The sequence below is a fragment of the Micromonospora sp. NPDC049497 genome (assembly GCF_044465805.1).
In the GTDB taxonomy this organism is placed as follows: Bacteria; Actinomycetota; Actinomycetes; order Mycobacteriales; family Micromonosporaceae; genus Micromonospora.
This window is the reverse complement of sequence record NZ_JBITMC010000015.1, coordinates 1-18,885: the sequence shown is the minus strand read 5'-3', so window position 1 is coordinate 18,885 and position 18,885 is coordinate 1. Positions and strand designations below refer to the sequence as shown.

The 18,885-nt window shown below is 73.5% G+C and carries 21 protein-coding genes; 7 read left to right on the top strand and 14 right to left on the bottom strand.

Annotation, left to right across the window (positions count from 1 at the left end; all coding sequences use genetic code 11):
- Positions 1 to 84 precede the first annotated feature (84 nt).
- Entirely contained in the window at positions 85 to 585 is a 501-nt protein-coding gene (locus ACIBR0_RS20415; protein ID WP_357031714.1) for a metallophosphoesterase, read from the top strand.
- 74 nt (positions 586 to 659) lie between these two features.
- Here ACIBR0_RS20415 and ACIBR0_RS20410 read toward each other — a convergent pair whose 3' ends face one another.
- Positions 660 to 878 carry a DUF3072 domain-containing protein gene (locus ACIBR0_RS20410; protein ID WP_357031717.1) on the bottom strand — a complete coding sequence of 73 codons (219 nt, stop codon included), beginning with the start codon at positions 876 to 878 and terminating at the stop codon, positions 660 to 662.
- Positions 879 to 988: 110 nt separating this feature from the next.
- On the opposite strand from ACIBR0_RS20410, the gene ACIBR0_RS20405 reads away from it, so the two are divergent.
- Positions 989 to 1,945, top strand: coding sequence for an NAD(P)/FAD-dependent oxidoreductase (locus ACIBR0_RS20405; RefSeq protein ID WP_396717795.1), 957 nt, complete (start codon positions 989 to 991; stop codon positions 1,943 to 1,945).
- 151 nt (positions 1,946 to 2,096) lie between these two features.
- Here the strand turns inward: ACIBR0_RS20405 and ACIBR0_RS20400 are convergent, their stop codons facing one another.
- The 3 genes from ACIBR0_RS20400 to ACIBR0_RS20390 all read right to left on the bottom strand — a co-directional run bounded on the left by ACIBR0_RS20400 (position 2,097) and on the right by ACIBR0_RS20390 (position 6,341).
- Positions 2,097 to 3,377 (bottom strand): cation:proton antiporter, encoded by a 1,281-nt coding sequence (locus ACIBR0_RS20400; RefSeq protein WP_396717792.1) that lies wholly within the window; start codon positions 3,375 to 3,377, stop codon positions 2,097 to 2,099.
- 105 nt (positions 3,378 to 3,482) lie between these two features.
- Complete coding sequence (locus tag ACIBR0_RS20395) at positions 3,483 to 4,160, bottom strand: HAD family hydrolase (RefSeq protein WP_396717789.1); 678 nt, start codon at positions 4,158 to 4,160, stop codon at positions 3,483 to 3,485.
- A gap of 60 nt (positions 4,161 to 4,220) precedes the next feature.
- Complete coding sequence (locus ACIBR0_RS20390; RefSeq protein WP_396717787.1) at positions 4,221 to 6,341, bottom strand: SpoIIE family protein phosphatase; 2,121 nt, start codon at positions 6,339 to 6,341, stop codon at positions 4,221 to 4,223.
- A gap of 186 nt (positions 6,342 to 6,527) precedes the next feature.
- Here ACIBR0_RS20390 and ACIBR0_RS20385 point away from each other — a divergent pair, with 186 nt between their 5' ends.
- A complete protein-coding gene (locus ACIBR0_RS20385) occupies positions 6,528 to 7,394 on the top strand; it encodes a hypothetical protein (protein WP_396717784.1) in 867 nt (288 codons plus the stop codon).
- A gap of 70 nt (positions 7,395 to 7,464) precedes the next feature.
- Here ACIBR0_RS20385 and ACIBR0_RS20380 read toward each other — a convergent pair whose 3' ends face one another.
- The gene (locus ACIBR0_RS20380; protein ID WP_396717782.1) at positions 7,465 to 7,839 is read right to left on the bottom strand and encodes a DUF6401 family natural product biosynthesis protein; all 375 of its coding nucleotides are present in this window, start codon (positions 7,837 to 7,839) and stop codon (positions 7,465 to 7,467) included.
- A gap of 163 nt (positions 7,840 to 8,002) precedes the next feature.
- On the opposite strand from ACIBR0_RS20380, the gene ACIBR0_RS20375 reads away from it, so the two are divergent.
- Positions 8,003 to 8,458 carry a hypothetical protein gene (locus ACIBR0_RS20375; protein ID WP_396717779.1) on the top strand — a complete coding sequence of 152 codons (456 nt, stop codon included), beginning with the start codon at positions 8,003 to 8,005 and terminating at the stop codon, positions 8,456 to 8,458.
- On the opposite strand, the gene ACIBR0_RS20370 is transcribed toward ACIBR0_RS20375, so the two are convergent.
- Positions 8,455 to 8,667, bottom strand: a complete 213-nt coding sequence (locus tag ACIBR0_RS20370; RefSeq protein WP_396717776.1) for a hypothetical protein — start codon at positions 8,665 to 8,667, stop codon at positions 8,455 to 8,457. The two genes, ACIBR0_RS20375 and ACIBR0_RS20370, sit on opposite strands and share 4 nt — an antisense overlap.
- 151 nt (positions 8,668 to 8,818) lie before the next feature.
- Here ACIBR0_RS20370 and ACIBR0_RS20365 point away from each other — a divergent pair, with 151 nt between their 5' ends.
- Positions 8,819 to 10,051, top strand: coding sequence for an MFS transporter (locus ACIBR0_RS20365; RefSeq protein WP_396717774.1), 1,233 nt, complete (start codon positions 8,819 to 8,821; stop codon positions 10,049 to 10,051).
- A gap of 57 nt (positions 10,052 to 10,108) precedes the next feature.
- Here the strand turns inward: ACIBR0_RS20365 and ACIBR0_RS20360 are convergent, their stop codons facing one another.
- From ACIBR0_RS20360 to ACIBR0_RS20345, 4 genes are all read right to left on the bottom strand, one after another.
- Positions 10,109 to 10,369 (bottom strand): hypothetical protein, encoded by a 261-nt coding sequence (locus ACIBR0_RS20360; RefSeq protein ID WP_357037196.1) that lies wholly within the window; start codon positions 10,367 to 10,369, stop codon positions 10,109 to 10,111.
- Between the two features lie 104 nt (positions 10,370 to 10,473).
- Positions 10,474 to 10,935, bottom strand: a complete 462-nt coding sequence (locus tag ACIBR0_RS20355) for an SRPBCC family protein (protein WP_357037182.1) — start codon at positions 10,933 to 10,935, stop codon at positions 10,474 to 10,476.
- Between the two features lie 55 nt (positions 10,936 to 10,990).
- Positions 10,991 to 11,407: a DUF2795 domain-containing protein gene (locus tag ACIBR0_RS20350; protein ID WP_396717771.1), complete on the bottom strand. Its 417-nt coding sequence runs from the start codon at positions 11,405 to 11,407 to the stop codon at positions 10,991 to 10,993.
- Between the two features lie 46 nt (positions 11,408 to 11,453).
- On the bottom strand, positions 11,454 to 12,434 hold the full coding sequence (locus ACIBR0_RS20345) for a YihY/virulence factor BrkB family protein (protein ID WP_396717768.1): 981 nt from the start codon (positions 12,432 to 12,434) through the stop codon (positions 11,454 to 11,456).
- A 178-nt stretch (positions 12,435 to 12,612) separates the two neighbouring features.
- Here ACIBR0_RS20345 and ACIBR0_RS20340 point away from each other — a divergent pair, with 178 nt between their 5' ends.
- Complete coding sequence (locus ACIBR0_RS20340; protein ID WP_396717766.1) at positions 12,613 to 13,020, top strand: ChaB family protein; 408 nt, start codon at positions 12,613 to 12,615, stop codon at positions 13,018 to 13,020.
- A 57-nt stretch (positions 13,021 to 13,077) separates the two neighbouring features.
- Here ACIBR0_RS20340 and ACIBR0_RS20335 read toward each other — a convergent pair whose 3' ends face one another.
- Positions 13,078 to 14,511, bottom strand: coding sequence for an aldehyde dehydrogenase family protein (locus ACIBR0_RS20335; protein ID WP_396717763.1), 1,434 nt, complete (start codon positions 14,509 to 14,511; stop codon positions 13,078 to 13,080).
- Positions 14,512 to 14,609: 98 nt separating this feature from the next.
- On the opposite strand from ACIBR0_RS20335, the gene ACIBR0_RS20330 reads away from it, so the two are divergent.
- A complete protein-coding gene (locus tag ACIBR0_RS20330; RefSeq protein WP_396717761.1) occupies positions 14,610 to 16,217 on the top strand; it encodes a phytoene desaturase family protein in 1,608 nt (535 codons plus the stop codon).
- 62 nt (positions 16,218 to 16,279) lie between these two features.
- Here the strand turns inward: ACIBR0_RS20330 and ACIBR0_RS20325 are convergent, their stop codons facing one another.
- From ACIBR0_RS20325 to ACIBR0_RS20315, 3 genes are all read right to left on the bottom strand, one after another.
- The gene (locus tag ACIBR0_RS20325; RefSeq protein WP_357036090.1) at positions 16,280 to 17,047 is read right to left on the bottom strand and encodes a polyprenol monophosphomannose synthase; all 768 of its coding nucleotides are present in this window, start codon (positions 17,045 to 17,047) and stop codon (positions 16,280 to 16,282) included.
- A gap of 137 nt (positions 17,048 to 17,184) precedes the next feature.
- Entirely contained in the window at positions 17,185 to 18,186 is a 1,002-nt protein-coding gene (locus ACIBR0_RS20320) for an SDR family oxidoreductase (protein ID WP_396717758.1), read from the bottom strand.
- Complete coding sequence (locus tag ACIBR0_RS20315) at positions 18,183 to 18,611, bottom strand: SRPBCC family protein (protein WP_396717755.1); 429 nt, start codon at positions 18,609 to 18,611, stop codon at positions 18,183 to 18,185. The genes ACIBR0_RS20320 and ACIBR0_RS20315 overlap by 4 nt, the downstream gene beginning before the upstream one ends.
- Positions 18,612 to 18,885 lie beyond the last annotated feature (274 nt).

The following is an 18,885-nucleotide window of genomic DNA, read 5'->3' as shown; positions in this document are numbered from 1 at the left end:
GAGGAAGGGGCCCTTCTTAACACCGGGCCGTCGTCGGTGCGCGTCTATGCGGCGGTCGCCGCGGCTTCGGTCGACAATGGGGCAATGCGTCTGGTCATCACGGCGGACACCCACGTGCCGAAGCGGGCCCGGGACCTGCCCGCGCCACTCTGGGCGGCGGTCGACACCGCCGACGTGGTCGTCCACGCGGGGGACTGGGTGGACGAGTCGCTGCTGGACGCGCTGGGGGCGCGCGCCCGCCGGCTGGTCGGGGTGTACGGCAACAACGACGGGCCGGCGCTGCGCGCCCGGCTGCCGGAGATCGCCCGGGTGGAGCTGGACGGGCTGCGGATGGCGGTCGTCCACGAGACCGGGCAGAAGACCCGGCGGGAGGAACGCTGCGCCGCCCGGTTTCCCGACGTCGACGTGCTGGTGTTCGGCCACTCGCACATCCCCTGGGACACGGTCGCTCCGGGCGGCCTGCGCCTGCTCAACCCCGGCTCGCCGACGGACCGGCGGTCGCAGCCGTACGCCACGTACCTCACTGCCAGGGTGGTCGACGGCCGGCTCGACGACGTGGAGCTGCACCGGCTCCCGCCGCGCTGAGCCCGTCGGCGCCTGCCGTCGTACCGTCGGGGTCCGCCGCGCCGCCCGACCCGGCGCGGCGCGGCGGCCCGCCGTCACTGGCCGCGGCCGGTCTCCTCCTGGAGCTCGTCGATCCGCTTGGAGGCCTCCGCCTTGGTCATGTCCTCCGGCAGGTCCTCGCCCGCCTCCCGGGCGAGCGTCGCCAGGTACGACTCCTGGGCCGCGGTGGGCGGCTCGTCGCCGGTGACCCACTCGTCCGGGTCCTTGATCGCGCCCTGCGGATTGGCGCGGCTGCTGTCGCGGTCCGTCATCATCTCCACCTTCCTTCGAACAGACGTGCCAATACCCCCGGTGGCCGCGATCCATGCCGGCGTGGGCCGATCTCCCGCCACCCCGGGGGACGGAGGACGCATACGATCATCGGATGGCTACGGAGCGGGCGGGTGTCGTGGTGGTCGGCGCGGGGATCGCCGGTGTGGCGTGCGCCGTCGAGCTGGTCGGTGCCGGGATTCCCGTGCAGGTGCGGGAGCGGGGGCGGGTGCCGGGCGGGCGGATGGCCAGCAAACGCTTCGACGGCCGGCCCGCCGACACCGGGGCCGCCTATTTCACGGTCAGTGACCCGGACTTCGCCGAGGTGGTCGAGCGCTGGCGGGCGGCCGGGCTGGCCCGGGAGTGGACCGACACCTTCGTCGCGTACGGGCCGGACGGTCGGCGGGACGTCCCCGGCCCGACCCGCTGGTCCGCGCCGCGCGGGCTGCGCTCGCTGGTCGAGGACCTCGCCCGGGACCTGCCGGTGACGGTGGACCGGCTGGTGCACACCGTCGAGCCGGGGCCGCTGGTGGACGGGCAGCCCTGCGAGGCCGTGGTGCTGGCCATGCCCGGTCCGCAGGCGGCGCTGCTGCTCGACCCGGCGTTGACCCGGGCCACCCGGGCCGCGCAGGCGCAGGACTGGTCGCCGTCGCTGGCCGCCGTGCTGCGTTTCCCGGCCCGTGGCTGGTCCGACTTCCGGGGCGCCTTCGTCAACGACCACCCGATCCTGAATCTCGTCTGCGACGACGGCGACCGGCGTGGGGACGCGGCCCCGGTCCTGGTGGCACACACGACGCCGGAGTTCGCCGCCGGCCACCTGGCCCGGCCCACCGGCGCCGCTCCGGCGATCGAACAGGCCGTGCGGGACCTGCTCGCACTACCCGAACCGGCGGCCGACGTGCACGTGCACCGCTGGAGGTACGCGAAGCCGACGGCGGGCCCCGCGGGGACGTACCACCTGGACGCGGACGGCGTGGGGCTGGCCGGGGACGCCTTCGGCAAGCCCCGCGTGCAGAGCGCCTGGCGCTCCGGCCACGACCTGGCCCGAGCCCTCACAACCCACCTGTCCTGACCACCCGCCCCGCGCTCCCCTCACCGCGTTGATCAAGGGGTTTGGGCCAGGATCAGCATGGATCCTGGCGCAAACCCCTTGATCAACCGGAGGGAGCGGGGAGGGGCGGGGAGGGGGAGGGGCGGGGAGGGGGGTGGGGGTGGGGTGGGGGTCAGGCTCGGGCGGGTTCGGGGGAGCGTTCGGCGGCGTCGGGAGGGGTGCGCTCGCCCTCGCGGTCGAGCAGTTGCATGACCGGGGTGGCCGCGATGCCGTGCACCACCACGGACACGATGACCACCAGGCCGACGGTGGCCCAGATCAGGTCCGCCTGCGGGAACTCGGTCTTCGTGGTGGCGTACGCCAGGTAGTAGAACGAGCCGACGCCCCGGATCCCGAAGAAGGCGATCACCCAGTGCTCCGCCGGACGGCCCGGTGCCCCGCGCAGCGACAGCCAGCCGAAGAGCGGCCGGACCAGGAAGATCAGCGCCAGTCCGACCGCTGCGGCCTCCCAGGTGAGCGGGGCCAGCAGACCGCCGACCACGGCACCGCCGAAGAGCAGCAGCAGCATCACGGTGAGCAGCCGCTCGACCTGCTCGGCGAAGTCGTGCAGCACGGCGTGGAACTCCGAGGTGCGCTCGGCGGCCCGGATCGCCCGCGCCGCCACGAACACCGCCAGGAAGCCGTACCCGCCGATCAGCTCGACCAGCCCGTACGCGAGGAACGTCGCGGCCAACGCGAGGAAGCCCTCGGAGTGCCGGGCCAGGCGTAGTTCGCTCGGGGCGCGGAAGAACAGCTTGCCGAGCAGCCAGCCGATCGCCCAGCCGCCCGCGACACCGGCGGCGACCTTCCAGAACACGTCGATGCCCAGCCACTCGACGAACCAGTCGGACGGCGCGAGGCTGGTGGTGGCGATGGCGATGGCGGCGTACACGAACGGGAAGGCCAGGCCGTCGTTGAGGCCCGCCTCGGAGGTGAGCGCGAAGCGCACCTCGTCCTCGGCGTCCTCGTCGTCGTTCGGCTCCCCGACCTGGACGTCGGCGGCGAGCACCGGGTCGGTGGGGGCGAGGGCCGCGGCGAGCAGCAGCGCGGCGGCCGGCACCAGGCCCGCCCACCACCAGCCGAGCAGCGCCGTGGCGGCGATGCAGAGCGGCATCGCGATCGCCAGCAGCCGCCACGTCGACGACCAGCGGGCCCAGCTCAGCGGACGGTCGATCTTCAGGCCGGCGCCCATCAGCGCCACGATCACCCCGATCTCGGTGAGATGGGTGGCGACCTCGTTGTGCTCGAGCGGGTCCGGCTTGGGCAGGCCGGTGGGCAGCAGGAAGATCAGCATGCCGAGGCCGAGGAACGCTATCGGCATGGACAACGGACGACGATCCAGCACCCGCGGCAGGATCCCCGCCAGCAACGCACCGACCCCGAACACCGCGAGCGCGACGTCTACCGGCTCCACGACACCACCTCTCCGCCTCGCCCGTGGCGTACGGGCAGGTGGTGTCAGATCATGCCCATGGAAGCCTTTCCGTACTCCTGTCCGGATCGCCGGAACGGGTGAGCCTCACCTCCGGGTGGTGAGCGGGGAGTCGGCGAGGGCGGCCAGCAGCGCGGCGGGATCGTCGTACACCGCCACCGCACCCGCACCGGCCAGCTCGCCCCGGCTGGTGCCGCCACAGGTGAGCCCCACGCACGGGATGTCCAGCTCACCGGCGGCGGCGACGTCCCACACCGAGTCGCCGACGAACACCACCCGGGCGGCGTCCAACCCGGACTGCTCCAGCGCCGCCTGCAGGATGTCCGGCGCCGGTTTGCTCTCCTTCGCGTCCGCCGCGCAGGTGACCGTGTCGATCACGTCGTCGGCGGCGAGCGCCCGGCGCAGCGCGCCCACCTCGTGTTCGGCCGCCGAGGTGGCCAGCACCACCCGCAGGCCCCGCTCGGCGCAGGCCCGCAGCAGGTCGGCCGCGCGGGGCAGCGGCTCCAGCCGTTCCCAGTACTCCCCGTAGAGGGTCGAGTGGGCGTCGCGCAGCTTCTGGTCCTCGTCCCGGTCGCGTTCCGGACCGAGGAGGTGGTCGAGCAGCTTGTCCGAGCCCATCCCGATGGCCCGGTGGATCGTCGCCATCGGCACCGGCTGCTCGGACTGGCGCAGCGCCTCCCACCAGCTCACGGTGTGCAGATAGGTGGTGTCGACCAGGGTGCCGTCCACGTCGAAGAGCACACCGGCGGGAGTCTCGTGGGCCATGACCGTCCTCCTACCCCCTCCACACGGCGCCGATGCCACCGCCGGGACCGCCGGACGCGGTCACTCCGGCGGGATGAGGATCTCGAACCAGACCGTGGAACCGCGTACGGTCGGGTCGGTCCCCCACGCGTCGCTCAGCTCCTCGATCAGGCCCAGCCCGCGACCCCGGCTGCTCAACGTGTCGGTCTGCGCCCGGGTGACGGTGCCCCGGGTGCCCGAGTCGGCCACCGAGACCAGCAGCCGCTCCGCGCTGAGGTCGATCTCCACCCGGGCGGCGGTGCCGGCGTGCAGGAGCGCGTTGGTGGTCAGTTCGCTGGTGCACAGCACCGCCGCGCCGATCACCGACTCCGGTACCCGCCAGTCGGTGAGCTGGCCGGTCATCCAGTGCCGCACCCGGCTCGGTGCGGTCGGCTCGGCCGGCACCTCCATGCTCGTCGACCGGCTCGGCCGCAGCGCGTGCTCCACCGCGAGCACCGCCACGTCGTCCTCGGTGGTGCCGCCGACGGCGGCGGTGGCGACCGCGCAGAGCGCCCGTGGGTCCCCGCTGCCGGCGGTGGCCACCGCCCCGGCGAGGGCGTCCAGACCGGCCGCCAGGCCCTGCCGTCGCCGCTCCACGACGCCGTCGCTGAACAGCAGCAGCGTGTCGCCGGGGGCGAAACGGACGGTGGTGGTGGTCGGTCGGCAGCCGAGGCCCAGCGGAGCGCCGGTGGGCACGTCGAGGTACTCGGCGGTCGGCTCGCCGTCCGGCGGGCACCGGCGGATCAGCGGGGCGGGGTGGCCGGCGCTGGCCAGGGTCAGCCGGTGCCGGTCGGCGTCGACGACACCGAACACCACCGTGACGAACAGTTCGTACGTACCGCCCTCGGCGCCGAGACTGGTGACCAGCCGGTCGAGGCCGGCGAGCACGGCGTCCGGGCGCGGGTCGCTCAGCGCCAGCGCGCGCAGCGCGGCGCGCACCTGACCCATCCGCGCGGCGGCCTGGACGTCGTGTCCCGCGACGTCGCCGAGCACGATGCCGAGCCCACCGGTGGGCAGCAGGAAGGCGTCGTAGAAGTCGCCGCCGGCCGCGTTGCCGTCGACGCCCGGGTCGTACCGGGCGGCGATCCGCAGCAGGGGCAGGTCGGGCAGGTGCTCGGGGAGCATGCTGCGCTGGAGGAGCTGCGCGGTGCCGTGCTGGGTCTCGAACCGGCGGGCCCGTTCGGCGGCCTGTCCGACCAGCTCGACCGAGGCGGCCAGCAGCGCCCGCTCGGCCGCCGACCACCCGTGCGGCCGCTGGTAGCCGACGGTGAGGGCGCCCCGGACCACCGAGGCGCGCAGCGGCACCGTCGCCAGCGAGCGGATCTTCTGGTCGTGCCGGTCCACCGCGGTCCGGGCCAGCGGCTGGTCGTCCTCGACGAACAGGGGTGTCCCGCTGCGGGCGGCGACGACCAGCGGGGCGCCCCAGTCGGCCGGGGTGCGGCGCCACAACGGGGGCAGCCGCTCGTCGGCCTCGTCCATCAGCTCTCCGCGCAGGCGCCGGACGATGCGCCAGCCGCCGCCGCCCTCGTCCACCGCGAAGGCGACCCGGTCGGCGTCGAAAGAGGTGATCGCCCAGCGCAGCGCCACCCGGGCGACGTCGTCCAGGGTGAGTGTGCCGGCCAGCGCGGCGGCGAAGTCGCTGAGGCTCTGCAACTGCTGGGCGACCTGGGTGGTCTCCGCCGCCACGGTCAGCACGCCGACGATCGCGCCGGTGCTGTCCCGCACCGCCGAGTAGCCCCGCGTGAAGACGGCCTGCTCCATCACGCCGGAGCCGCGCCGCAGCAGCGGAAGGGTGGTCTCCTTCTCCAGGAAGGGCTCGCCCGTGCGGTAGGTGTGCTCGACGACCTCACCGATGCCGGGCAGGTGCCAGATCTCGGGGAACATCTCCGCGGCGGGTCGGCCCAGTGCGGCCGGGTGCTTGTCGCCGATCAGCTCCGCGTACCCGTCGTTGTAGAGCAGGAGGAGATCGTCGCCGAGCGTGAGGGCCATGGGCACCGGTGAGGCGAGGACCAGCTCGGCCGCCGCGTGTACCGAGGGGTCCCATCCCGCCCAGGGGCCGAGCGGGGTACGGGACCAGTCGTGGTGGAGCACGAGATCCGCGGCCGCGGGCTGACCGGAGACCGGGGCTGGGGGCATCGGGACCCGTCCGACCGTTCCTGGCATGCCCCGCAGCCTAGTCCGACCGTCCGCGACGTCTCCGATCATGGGCCTGCGGCGTGGCGGGAACGGCTGTCCGGGCAGCTCAGGGCCGTTGTGTCGGCCTGTCGGCAAAAACGGGGGACCGGTACGGCGTGCCTTCCCCGCGACCGGGTAAGCGCGCGGCGCAGTCCATGCGACAGGAGGGACATCATGCCGGAAACCCTGGCGGTCAGGCAGGTCGACATCGGTGATGCCGTGGCCGACATGTGGAGATCGGTGCTGTTGTTCATACCGAGGGCCATCGCGTTCATCGCGATCCTCGTGGTCGGATGGCTCATCGCGAGAGCCGTCCTCAAGATCGTGGACGCGGCACTGGAACGGGTCAACTTCGACCGGGCCGTCGAGCGGGGCGGCATCAAGCGCGCACTGGAACGAACGAAGTACGACGCCAGCGACATCCTGGCGAAACTGGCGTACTACGCCGTCCTGCTGTTCACCCTGCAGTTCGCCTTCGGTGTCTGGGGGCCCAACGCGATCAGTGACCTGATCGGCGGTGTGGTGGCCTGGCTGCCGCGCGCGTTCATCGCGATCGTCATCGTGGTCGTGGCCGCCGCGATCGCCAACGCCGTCCGCGATCTGGTGACCGGGGCGCTGGGCGGGCTCGCGTACGGGAAGATCCTGGCCGACCTGGTGGCGGTCTTCATCCTCGCGCTCGGCGTGATCGCGGCGCTGAACCAGGTGGGTATCGCCACCTCGGTGACGACGCCGGTGCTGGTGACGGTGCTCGCCACGATCGCCGGCATCCTGATCGTCGGCGTCGGCGGTGGTCTGGTGAAGCCGATGCAGAGTCGCTGGGACGGCTTCCTGAACCGGATGGCCGAGGAGTCGCGGGCGGTGCAGGAGCACCGGCAAGCGCGGGCGGCAGGTCAGGGCGACACGGAGCGCCAGATGGCCGACCGTGCGGGTGTCGAGCGGACCCAGGTCATAGCGCGGGGGCAGGAGTCCGGCGTGGCCGCTCGGCCCGGCGCGTACCAGCCCGGGACGGTGAGCGACGAGACGCAGCAGTTCCGCCGCTGACGCACACGTCAGGGCGTGCCGGGGAGGGTGTCCGCGACCGCGGGCGCCCTCCCCCACTCTCGGTGACGGGTCAGAGCGGGGGGAGTGGGGCGGGCGTCGGCGCACCCAGCGTGCGGGCCAGGGCGCACACGGCGAGCAGTCGGGCGAGCGGCCAGTCCGGCGCCGACCAGTCGACCGGGCCGGCCGGTGGGCGCCAGTCGTGCTGGAGCGCGGCCGCGCGTACCCCTTCGGCGTAGCCGGCGAGCGCGGCGGCGCTCAGCGGCCGGCGGTCGCCGTCCAGGCTGTCGCGCACCGCGGCGGCGTGCTGGTCGATCAGGGCGAGCAGGCCGGGCCGGGCGCCGGCGGCCGCCGTCCCCTCGGCCACGGACTCTGCCAGGGCGGCCAGGGTGGAACGCGCCGCCTCGACGACGGCACGGGAGCTGACCTGGTTCGACGGCACGCGCATGGGGACCGACGCTAGCCGGTGGATCGGGGGTTCGACCTCGGCCGCACGGCGGGTGCCGGGTCCTCCACCGGTCGGTCGGGCGACGTCCGAGGGATTGAGTCGGCGGGAATCGGGCACGAGGTGAACCGCCCGGTGGGGGCGCGTCGAGACGGTGGAGGAACGAATGACGGCACACCAGGACGGACCGGACGAGCGGCACCGGCGTCCCGCCGGTGTCAGTGACGAGACGGTCGCCGCGCTCGGCAAGCTGAGCGAGGCGCTGGAGTGCGTCGAACGGGTGCGCGGTCACCTCTACTCGCTGCACCAGCTCGTCGGGCACGCCGACCTGATGCTCGACGAGGCGGTGGAGATGTTCCGGAAGGCCGGACACGGGCACATCGCCGATCGGATCGACACCGACCTGCTCGGCCGGAACGTGATCGCCGGGCGCTGGACGTTCCAGATCGTCGAGGACTTCGACGACGGCTACTACGCGCTGTTCCGCGAGCTCGACCGGGAGGCCCGCGACGAACTGGTGGCGGGGCGCCGCCACCTGTACGAGGCGGAGATGAAGGAGCAGCGCCGGACCCGCGGTCGCCCCGGGCACGAGGCTCGGCCCGGGGCCGGCACCTCGGACTAGTCCCGGGGACGGGCCTCGGCCGGCTGACGGCGGGACGCGTCGTCGGCGATGATCACGGTCGCCACCATCAGCGCGACGCAGAGGCTGAACAGCCAGGAGCTGTCCGCAACCAGCTTCGCGGAGACGGGCGCCTGGATGGCGGCGAGCAGGAAGCCGAGCCATGCGAGGCGACGCTGACGGGTCGTGAGGATGCCCTTGCCCTGATGCATTCCGAAAGTCTTGCGCGCGATGCGGTGGTTGCCGTCAGCCGAACGGCCGATTCTGGATGAGCTGTCCGCTTTCACGACCACACGGACCGTGCTTTTTGTCTTGGTGGGGGAGGGCGGGTCTGCGGGAAATCCTGCGGGCAGGATGGCCCCCGTGCCTGTCGCCCGGCCCCGTGCCTCCCTGCTCCTGCTCGCCTATCTCGCGTTCGTCAGCCTCGGCCTGCCCGACGGACTCATCGGGGTCGGCTGGCCGTCGATGCGCAGGGACCTGGGCGTACCCACCGAGGCCGTCGGCCTGCTCCTCTTCGCCGGCACCACCGGCTACCTCACCTCCAGCGTCCTCGCCGGCTTCACCCTGGCCCGGCTCGGCGTGGGCCGGCTGCTCGCCGTCAGCACGCTGCTGGCCAGCCTGGCGCTCACCGGCTACGCGTCCGCGCCCCATCTCACGATGCTGATCGGCTGCGCGCTGGTGCTCGGTCTCGGCTCCGGCGCGATCGACAGCGGACTGAACGCGTACGCGGCGGGAGCCTTCGGACCCCGGCACATGAACTGGATGCACGCCTTCTTCGGCCTCGGCGTGGCCATCGGGCCGCTGATCATGACGGGTGTGCTGAGCGCGGGGCTGTCCTGGCGCTGGGGCTACGGCAGCGTCGCCGCCGCGCAACTCGCCCTCGCCCTCGCGTTCGCCCTCACCGTCCGCGCCTGGCGGGACCGGGGACCGGCCGCGGCTTCCGCGCCCGCCCTGCCGGGAGGGGGGCCGGACACGACCACGCCGGTGCCCGCCGTGGCACCGACCCTGGCCCCGGTACGCGTGCGCGACACCCTCCGCCTGCCGGCGGCGTGGCTCGGTGCGCTTGCCTTCGCGGTGTACGTCGCGATCGAGGTGGCCGCCGGCCTCTGGGCGTTCCTGCTGCTCACCGAGGGGAGAGGGGTGAGCGCGGCGGTGGCCGGTGGTGCCGTCTCCGCGTACTGGGGGAGCCTGTTCGTGGGACGGGTGGTGCAGGGCGTGGTGGCCGAGCGGCTGGGGACGGCCGGGATCCTGCGGGGCAGCCTGCTGGGGATGGCGGTCGGGGCGGCGCTGGTCGCCGTACCCGGGCCGGCGTGGCTCGCCGTGGCCGGCCTCGTCGTGATCGGCTTCGCCGCCGCGCCGGTCTTCCCGCTGCTCACCCTCACCACCGCCGAGCGGGTCGGTGCGGCGCACGCCGACCGGGTCATCGGGTTGCAGATCGGGGCGGCCGGGCTGGGCGCGGCGCTGGTCCCGGCCGGGGTCGGGGTGCTGATCAGCCGCACCTCGGTCGAGGCGCTCGGGCCGGCGCTGCTGGTGCTGGCCGTCGTCCTGCTGATCGTCCACGCCACAGGAACCCGGCGTCCCCCGTCCGTGGCCTGACCGGGGCACACGAGCACGCCCGGTCCCGCCGGAGAGCGGCGGAACCGGGCGAACCGATCAGATCGTGTCGGGGCCGGTGCGGCCGGTCGTCGAGGGACGGTACGCGCGGTCCCGGTCGGTCGGCTCCCGCCCGGCCCCGGCGGCCTCGCCGCCCCGGTCGACCGCTTCGGGTCCGTGCCCGAACGCGGCCTCCTCGCCGGCGTCGTTGCCGGTCACGTCGTCGGTCTGGCCGTCCAGGGTCGACCGGGCCACCGCCCGGTCCAACTCCCGCAGCGGAGTCTTCTCCTCGTCGCGCCACACCCTGTTCTCGTCCGTCATACCCATCGCGGTACCCGACCGGCCCACCGCCAAACAGCGGGGAGACGCCGATGGCCGCCGGGGGACCGGCGGCCATCGGGAGTCGTGGTACGGGGGGTGTCAGGTCACGGCGTCGGACGGTCCACGTGGCCGCGCCACGCGCCGGTCTCCTGGCCACGCCGCTCGATGAACTGCTTGAACCGCTCCAGGTCGCCCTTGGCGCGGCGGTCGACGATGCCGAGCTTGTCGCCGGCCTTCTCCACCACGCCGTGCGGCTCGAACTCCAACTGCAGGGTGACCCGGCTGGTGCTCTCGTCGAGGCGGTGGAAGGTGACCACACCGGCGTGCTGGGTGCCGCCGGTGGACCGCCACGCCACCCGCTCGTCGGGGAGCTGCTCGGTGATCTCGGCGTCGAACTCGCGCTTCACCCCGGCGATCTCGACGGTCCAGTGGGTCATCGTCTCGGAGAGCTGCCGAACCTCCTGCACACCCTCCATGAAGTGCGGGAACTCCTCGAACTGGGTCCACTGGTCGTACGCGGTGCGCACCGGGACGGAGACGTCCACGTGTTCGGTTACGCCACTCATCAGGACTTCCTCCCTATGTCCGCCGATGACGTGCCCGGATCGTGCGGCGATCCGGTCACCAGCGGGTCGTCTCGTTCTTGTGGCCGAGCGCCGCCCACACCTCGGAGACAGTCTGGTACCGGGTCCCCTCGGGCAGTCGCTCCAGCTCGGCGACGATGTCGTCCGGCGCGTCGTTGTCCCGCGCGTTGGCGATCAACGCCTCGCGGTCGCCCGGCAGCGCGCTCATCGTGATGAACCGCCCGAGGCGGCTGCGCTGTTCGACGTCCTCCGAGCTCATGCCCTTCGGCGCGCCGGTACGCAGTTCGCCGGCCGGCGCCGTCGTCGCCTCCGGCTGGTCCTCGCCCGCCGGCTCCGGCACGCGGGCCTCGTCGACGCGCGAGCCGCCGGTCCCCGGCCCTTGCAGGAGACCGCTGACCTCCTGGCTCATCTGCTCGTCGAGCCGCGGTCCGTGCTTGCTGCTGCCACGTTCCATGTCTTGTGCGCTACCCGGTGGCCCCACGGATAAACCCGGCACACGGTCACGTACCGGCCGGGCTCTTGGGTTCCAGGACCGGCTCGTCCGGGTCCTGGACGCCGGCCTGGAGCACCCGGCCGCGCTGCAACTCGGCGTTGATCTGTACGCCGAGCATGAGCGCGGAGTTCGACAGGTAGAGCCAGACGAGGAAGGCGATGACGGCGCCGAGGCTGCCGTACGTGGCGTCGTACGAGCCGAAGTTCGCCACGTACAGGCCGAAGCCGAAGGAGGCCAGCACCCAGGAGACCAGGGCGACCGCCCCTCCGGGAGTGAGCCAGCGGAAGCGGGGCTGTCGGACGTTCGGCGCGATCCAGAACAGCAGGCTGAGCAGCACCATCATGATCATGGCGAGCAGCGGCCACTTCAGGACGCTCCACACCGTGCGGGCCAGGCCGCCGGCGTTGATCAGGTTGCCGACCGCGTCGGTCACCGGCCCGCTGACGATCAGGCCCACCGCGACGACCGCCAGCAGGAGCATCGAGACCGCCGCCAGGCCGATCTGCATCGGGCGCAGCCTCCACACCGGCCGCCCCTCCTCGACGCCGTAGATGGCGTTTGACGCGCGGGTGAACGCGCCGATGAAGCCCGACGCCGACCACAGCGCGCCCAGCAGACCGAAGCTGAGCAGCACGCCCGACCCGCTCTGCTGCTCGACCACGCCCCGGACGACGCTCACGAAGCCGTCGTTGCCCACCACCGATCCGGCGCCCATGTCGCGGGCCAGGTCCAGCACCGTGTCCACCGTCTCCTCGCCGTTGGAGACCAGCCCGACCAGGGCGACCACCACGATCGTGGAGGGAAACAGCGCCAGCACGCCGTAGTAGGTCAACGCCGCAGCCCAGTCCGCGCAGTTGTCCTTGAGGAAGTTCTGGACACTGCGGACCAGCACCCCGCGCCAGGTCGACCAGCTGAGCTGCCGTACCCGGCGGGGGAGGTGTGACCGCTGTGCCTCGTCGAGTGCCGTCCCGGGCTCCGTCGTCGTCATGGCCCGCTCCCTGTGCCCCGGCCACCGGATGTCGGGGTACACCCGGATTCGCCTGGCCCCGCCGGTACCCGGGGCCGGAAATCGACAAACCCGGCTGCCCGTCACGGCGCCGCGACGGTTTGCCTCCGCACCGAGGGGGAACGGACAAGCCAGACCCATCGACGCGGAGGAGGACGAGATGCCCGGGCGCGAGGACATGCCCAGCACGCTGCGGCGCTCCCCGGAGAAGGCGCAGCGCACCTGGGAGAAGACACACGACTCGGCGGTGGAGACCTACGGCGAGGGCGAGCGGTCCCACCGCACCGCGTTCGCCGCGGTCAAGCACCAGTTCGAGAAGGTCGGCGACCACTGGGAGTCGAAGGGCCGCAAGGGCCCGAGCGATCGGCAGGCCGCCGGCGGCGGGCCGCAGCGGCGCGCCGAGACGGCCGGCGGTGTGGACGCCAACGCGACCAAGGACCACCTCATGGAGGTCGCGCGCAAGCTCGACGTCCCCGGTCGGTCCAGCATGACCAAGCCGGAGCTGGTCACGGCGATCGAGAAGGCGAACAACCGCCAGACCGCCAAGGCCCGCGAGAAGAAGCGCTGAGGCGTACGCGACGAAGGGGCCGTTCCGATCCGGAACGGCCCCTTCCGCGTCACCCGCTCACCAGTGCCCGCCCCCCGGCGCCTCGATGTGCACCGCCTTCGTCGCGGTGAACTCGTCCAGCAGCTCCGGGCCGTACCCGAAGCCCTGGCCGCTGCCCCGGCGCGGATGCGCGGCACCGCCCGGCGCGCCGCCGAAGACCGCGTTGACCTTCACGGTGCCCACCGGCAGCTCCCGCCAGGCGCGCTGCGCGTGGCTCATCGAGCCGGTGAGCACCGTGGCGGCCAGCCCGTACGGCGAGTCGGCGGCGCAGCGCAGCGCCTCGGAGAACGAGTCGACCACCACGACCGGCGCGACCGGGCCGAAGGTCTCCTCGCGGATCAGCGGCATGTCGTGCCGGCAGTCGGTGACCACGGTGGCCGGGTAGAAGGCCCCCGGACCGTCCGGGACCGTGCCACCGACGCGGATCCGCGCTCCCTGCGCCACCGCCGCGACCACCTGCCCGTGCACGTGGTCACGGTGCCGTCGGTCGACCAGCGGGCCCAGTTCGGTGCCCGGGTCGGTGCCCGGACCGGTCCGCAGCGCGGCCGCCCTCTCCGCCAGCGCCTCGACGAAGTCCTCCGCCACGTCCCGGTGCACGTAGATCCGTTCCACGGCCACGCAGATCTGCCCGGCGTTGGCGAACGCGCCGATCGCCGCCTGCCCGGCCGCCCAGACCGGATCGACGTCGGCGTCGACGATCAACGGGTCGCTGCCGCCGTTCTCCAGCAGCACCTTCGCGCCGGTGCGGGCCGCCGCCGCGGCGATGGCCCGCCCGGTGGCGGTGGACCCCACGTGGGCCACCACGTCCACCTCCTGGGCGGACAGCGCGGCACCCACCTCCGGACCACCGGTCAGCAGCGACAGCACGCCCGGCGGCAGCGCCGAGTCCAGTGCCCGGGCCAGCAGCCAGCCGGTCGCGGGCGTCCGCTCGCTCGGCTTGTAGAGCACCACGTTGCCGGTGACCAGGGCGGCGCCGAGCAGCCCGCACGAGACGGCCACCGGGTCGTTCCACGGGGTGATCGCGGCCACCACCCCGCGGGGCTGCGGAGTCATGAAGTCGATCGCGTCGGCGCCGCCCAGCAGGGTTCGCCCGCCGCGCACCGGAGCCAGTTCCGCGTACTGGCGCAGGGTGCCGATGCCCGCCTCGACGCCGCCCCGGGCGTCGTCCAGCGGCTTGCCCATCTCGGCCGTCGTGGACCGGGCCAGCTCGTCGGCGACCGCCGCGACCGCGTCCGCCGCCCGGTGCAGGGCCGCCGCCCGCTCCGCCGGTGCGGTCGCCGCCCACTCCGCCACGACGCCGCGCGCCGCCTCCACCGCCTTGCCGACCTCGTCCGCCGTCGCCACCGGCACCGAGCTGACCGGGGAACCGTCCGCCGGGTCGTGGACGACCAGTTCGCCCCCCTCGCCGCCGGCCCCCCACACTCCACCTATGAGCTGTGCAACCGTGTACATGCGGCAGTGGATGCCCCGGTCCGCACAGGGCAAACGCGTTTCGCCCGGTTGGAGGCCGGGTAGGCGGATCGGATGATTCCGAGCGGTAGGGACAGGGGATGACGTCGACCGGCGCGGAGAGCGCGGACGCCGTCGTCGTCGGGGCCGGCCACAACGGTCTCGTCGCCGCCAACCTGCTGGCGGACGCGGGCTGGGACGTCGTGGTGCTGGAGGCCACCGCCGTCCCCGGCGGCGCGGTCCGTTCGGCCGAGGTGACCGCCCCCGGTTACCTCAGCGACCTGTACAGCTCCTTCTACCCCCTCGGCTACGCCTCGCCGGTGATGAACGGCCTCGGGCTGGACCGCTACGGCCTGCGCTGGCGGCACGCGCCGGACGTGCTGGCCCACCTGCTGCCCGACGGTCGGGCGGCGGTGCTCAACCGCGACCCGGAGGCGACCGCGGCGTCGCTGGAGGCGTTCGCGCCGGGCGACGGCAAACGCTGGCTCAACGCGTACGACGACTGGCTCCAGGTCGCCGAGCCGATGCTGGGCGCCATCACCCGACCCTTCCCACCCGTGCGGGACGGTGTGGCCCTGCTGCGCCGGCTGCGGGTGTCCGGGGCGCTGCGGCTGGCCCGGCGGCTCGTCGTGCCGGTGCGCAAGCTCGGCGACGAACTCTTCGACGGGCCGGGCGGCCCGGCCCTGCTGGCCGGCTGCGCCCTGCACACGGACCTGTCCCCGGACGAGGCCGGCTCCGGCGTGTACGGCTGGTTGCTCGCGATGCTCGGCCAGCAGGTCGGCTGGCCGGTGCCGGACGGCGGCGCGCAGAAGATCACCGACGCGCTGGTGGCCCGGCTGACCGAACGCGGCGGCCGGATCCTCTACGGCGCCCGGGTCGACCGGGTGCTGACCGCCCGGGGTCGGGCGATGGGCGTACGCACCGTGGGCGGCGCGCTGTGGCGTGCCCGGCGTGCGGTGCTCGCGGACGTCCCGGCGCCGGCCCTCTACCTGGACCTGGTCGGTGCGGCCGCGCTGCCGCCCCGCCTGGTCGAGGACCTGGCCCACTTCCGGTGGGACGGCTCGACGCTGAAGGTCGACTGGGCCCTCTCCGCGCCGGTCCCGTGGACCAACCGGGCCGTGGCCCCGGCCGGCACCGTGCACCTCGGCTCCGACGTCGACGGCCTGACCACGTACGCCGCCGAACTGGCCCGCAACGAGGTGCCCCGCGACCCGTTCCTGCTGGTGGGGCAGATGACGGTGGCCGACCCGAGCCACTCGCCACCCGGCACCGAGTCCCTCTGGTCGTACACCCACCTGCCGTTCCGGCGGAACTGGCGGGCGGAGGAGATCGCCGCGCACGTCGAGCGGATGGAGCAGGTGATGGAGGAGGCCGCACCCGGCTTCCGCAGCCTGGTCGTGGGACGGCACGTCGCCGGGCCGGCCGACCTGGAGGCCGGCGACCCGAGCCTGGTCGGTGGGGCGCTGGGCGGTGGCACCGCCGCCGCGTACCAGCAGCTGTTCCTGCGGCCGATCCCCGGCCTCGGGCGCGCGGACACCCCGGTGGACCGGTTGTTCCTGGCCAGCGCCTCCGCGCATCCCGGTGGCGGGGTCCACGGCGCCCCCGGCGCGAACGCCGCCCGCGCCGCCCTGGCCCGCGACCGTGCCGTCACCGGCGGCCTGTACGCGGCGACGATCGGTGCCGCGCACCGGACCGTCTACCGCCCCTGACGTCGGTTCGACCCGGACCGCGACGGTGACGCCGCGTACGGTCCGGGTGACGGCGCGGGGTGTCAGCGGGTGATGTGGCGGTGCTTGCTGCGCAGCTTGAACGGCATCAGCGCGCTCTCGATCTTGGTGGCGGTGGTCATCTTCGACGCACCGTCCCGCCGCTCCTCGAAGCGGATCGGCACCTCCAGGATCGTGTGCCCCAGCTTGGTGGCCAGGTAGTGCATCTCCACCTGGAAGCTGTAGCCGTTGGACTGCACGCGCTCCAGACCGATGTCCCGCAGCGCGTCCGCCCGCCAGATCTTGAACCCGGCGGTCAGGTCGCGGATCCGCACCCGCAGCAGCGTGTGCACGTAGAGGTTCGCCCAGCCGCTGAGGGCCCGCCGGTACAGCGGCCAGTTCTCGTCCAGTTCGCCGCCGGGCACGTACCGGGAGCCGATCACCACGCCCGCGCGGGTGCTGAGCAGGGCGCCGAGCATGCCCGGTAGCGCCTCCGGCGGGTGCGAGAGGTCGGCGTCCATCTGCGCCACGTACTCCGCGCCGCCGTCGAGGGCGCGCCCGATGCCGTCCACGTACGCGCGCCCGAGCCCTTCCTTGCCGGCGCGGTGCACGACCTCGAACCGGTCCGGGTGCTCGATGGCCAGCTTGTCGGCCACCTCGCCGGTGCCGTCCGGCGAGTTGTCGTCGGCGACGAGGATCTTCAGGCCCGGCAGAGGCAGGGCGAGGAGCCGCTCGACCAGGCCCGGGAGGTTGCCCGCCTCGTTGTAGGTCGGGACAACGACGGTCACGCGCACGTCCCGCCACGGCGAGGGCAGCTGCACGGCTTCAATCATTTCGGACATCCTCGGTCTGCGGACAGGGCTCCCTGAGAGGGTAGCCACCTGCTCCATCCGTGCTGACAATGCTCCCCGTTCCCGGTCCGGCGTGCCGCGTTCCGGCACCTCCGCAGGCTGGTCCGCGGGCCGGCCGCTCAGCGCCGATGCCGGCCGAGAGCGGTCACGGCCAGGGCCAGCGCGGTCAGCGCCACGCCGGAGACGGCCGGCTTGTGCGTTCCCACCCACAGTGCGGCGGAGGTGCGCCGGGCCCGGTCGGTGAAGACGCCCTCGGCGCCCCGGTCCGCGTCGTCGTCGCCGGGCCGGTCGAGGTTGTCACGCCAGGCGGCCGGATCGATCTCGGTCGGAGTCTGCTGGCTGTCGTACCCGTCCCGGGCCAGCTTCCGGTCCAGCAGGCCGGGCGCCAGGATGTCGCCCAGCCGGGCCTTCCAGGTCGGTCCGCCCACGTTGAGTTCCCTCCGACCGTGGTCGGCGGCCCAGACGATGGCCCGGGCGGCCACCTCCGGCGCGAAGATCGGCGGCACCGGCTGCGGGTGGCGCGGCAGCCGCGTCCGGACCCAGGAGAACTGCGGCGTGTTGATCGCCGGTAGCTGGACCATCGACAGCGTCACCCCGGGGTACTCGTGCAGCAACTCTGCCCGCAGCGAGTCGTTGAAGCCCTGGATCGCGTGCTTGCTGGCGCAGTACGCCGACTGGAGAGGGATCCCCCGGTAGGCCAGCGCCGAGCCGACCTGCACGATCGCGCCCCGCCCGTGGACCCGCATGTGCCGCAGCGCGGCCAGCGTGCCGTACACGGTGCCCAGGTAGTTGACCTCGGTGACCCGGCGGAACTCGGGCGCGGTCACCTCCCAGGCGGGAGCGAACACCGACACCATCGCGTTGTTGACCCACACGTCGATCCCGCCGTACCGGTGCACGACGTCGTCGGCGGCCTGCTGCACCGCGCCCGCGTCGGCCACGTCGACCTGGTAGGTCCGCACGTCCGCCGCGCCGCGCCCACGGCAGTCGCGCTCCGCCGCCGCCAGACCGGCCGCGCCGCGCGCGAGCAGCGCCAGCCGGGCACCCCGTTCGGCGTACGCGCGGGCGACCGCCCGTCCCACGCCGGCGCTCGCCCCGGTCACCACCACGGTCGGGGTCATTCCGGACTCTTCTGCCGCCGTGCGATGTCGGAGAGCCGGTCCAGCGTCTCGTTGTTGCGCTGGTGCAGCACCAGGTCGTTCACCTTGTTGCGGACCCACCGCAGCGGGCCGGCGGCGAAGTCCTCGCCGAGACGCACCCGGGTGCTGCGCTCACCCACCTGCTCCAGGGTGAACACGACGATCGCCTCACCGGCCGGCCACAGGCCGGCCCGGATGATCAGCTTGTGTGGCGGCTCGCACCCGAGCACCGTCGAGGAGTCCTGGAGCGAGAACGGCCACGGTCCCGCCCGATGATGCAGCTGGCTGCCGACCCGGGGCCAGGCTTCGTCGACGTCGCGGACGTGCGCCGTGCCCACCACCCAGTCGCTGTACGTCCACCCGTCGGCGAGCACCGCCCAGATCTGCTCGGGGGGAGCCTCGATCACTTTCTCCACAATCGCCACTGCGTTCCCATACCCGGGTGCCGGCTCCGGCTAACAACCAGCGGGTTAGCTTCTCCGGGGCGACGGGTAACGCCACCTCGGGCCGGCGTGCCGACGCCGCCGGCGCCGCGGTACGGCCACCGCGGCGAAGATGATGTTTACTCCTCGGGGCGCAGGGAACCCGCCGGCTGTGCGACAGGACCACGTGGAGGCGGATCAGCGCAGGTCAGCCCGGGTTGATGCCGGCGCCGACCGGTCTGGGTCCGCTCCCGTCCTG

Coding starts and splice junctions, on each gene's coding strand:
- ACIBR0_RS20345 (WP_396717768.1), bottom strand. CDS start 12,434: ATGACGACGACGGAGCCCGGGACGGCACTCGACGAGGCACAGCGGTCA.
- ACIBR0_RS20405 (WP_396717795.1), top strand. CDS start 989: ATGGCTACGGAGCGGGCGGGTGTCGTGGTGGTCGGCGCGGGGATCGCC.
- ACIBR0_RS20395 (WP_396717789.1), bottom strand. CDS start 4,160: ATGGCCCACGAGACTCCCGCCGGTGTGCTCTTCGACGTGGACGGCACC.
- ACIBR0_RS20350 (WP_396717771.1), bottom strand. CDS start 11,407: ATGGAACGTGGCAGCAGCAAGCACGGACCGCGGCTCGACGAGCAGATG.
- ACIBR0_RS20410 (WP_357031717.1), bottom strand. CDS start 878: ATGATGACGGACCGCGACAGCAGCCGCGCCAATCCGCAGGGCGCGATC.
- ACIBR0_RS20330 (WP_396717761.1), top strand. CDS start 14,610: ATGACGTCGACCGGCGCGGAGAGCGCGGACGCCGTCGTCGTCGGGGCC.
- ACIBR0_RS20370 (WP_396717776.1), bottom strand. CDS start 8,667: ATGCATCAGGGCAAGGGCATCCTCACGACCCGTCAGCGTCGCCTCGCA.
- ACIBR0_RS20415 (WP_357031714.1), top strand. CDS start 85: ATGCGTCTGGTCATCACGGCGGACACCCACGTGCCGAAGCGGGCCCGG.
- ACIBR0_RS20385 (WP_396717784.1), top strand. CDS start 6,528: ATGCCGGAAACCCTGGCGGTCAGGCAGGTCGACATCGGTGATGCCGTG.
- ACIBR0_RS20375 (WP_396717779.1), top strand. CDS start 8,003: ATGACGGCACACCAGGACGGACCGGACGAGCGGCACCGGCGTCCCGCC.
- ACIBR0_RS20335 (WP_396717763.1), bottom strand. CDS start 14,511: ATGTACACGGTTGCACAGCTCATAGGTGGAGTGTGGGGGGCCGGCGGC.
- ACIBR0_RS20340 (WP_396717766.1), top strand. CDS start 12,613: ATGCCCGGGCGCGAGGACATGCCCAGCACGCTGCGGCGCTCCCCGGAG.
- ACIBR0_RS20360 (WP_357037196.1), bottom strand. CDS start 10,369: ATGACGGACGAGAACAGGGTGTGGCGCGACGAGGAGAAGACTCCGCTG.
- ACIBR0_RS20355 (WP_357037182.1), bottom strand. CDS start 10,935: ATGAGTGGCGTAACCGAACACGTGGACGTCTCCGTCCCGGTGCGCACC.
- ACIBR0_RS20320 (WP_396717758.1), bottom strand. CDS start 18,186: ATGACCCCGACCGTGGTGGTGACCGGGGCGAGCGCCGGCGTGGGACGG.
- ACIBR0_RS20390 (WP_396717787.1), bottom strand. CDS start 6,341: ATGCCAGGAACGGTCGGACGGGTCCCGATGCCCCCAGCCCCGGTCTCC.
- ACIBR0_RS20325 (WP_357036090.1), bottom strand. CDS start 17,047: ATGATTGAAGCCGTGCAGCTGCCCTCGCCGTGGCGGGACGTGCGCGTG.
- ACIBR0_RS20380 (WP_396717782.1), bottom strand. CDS start 7,839: ATGCGCGTGCCGTCGAACCAGGTCAGCTCCCGTGCCGTCGTCGAGGCG.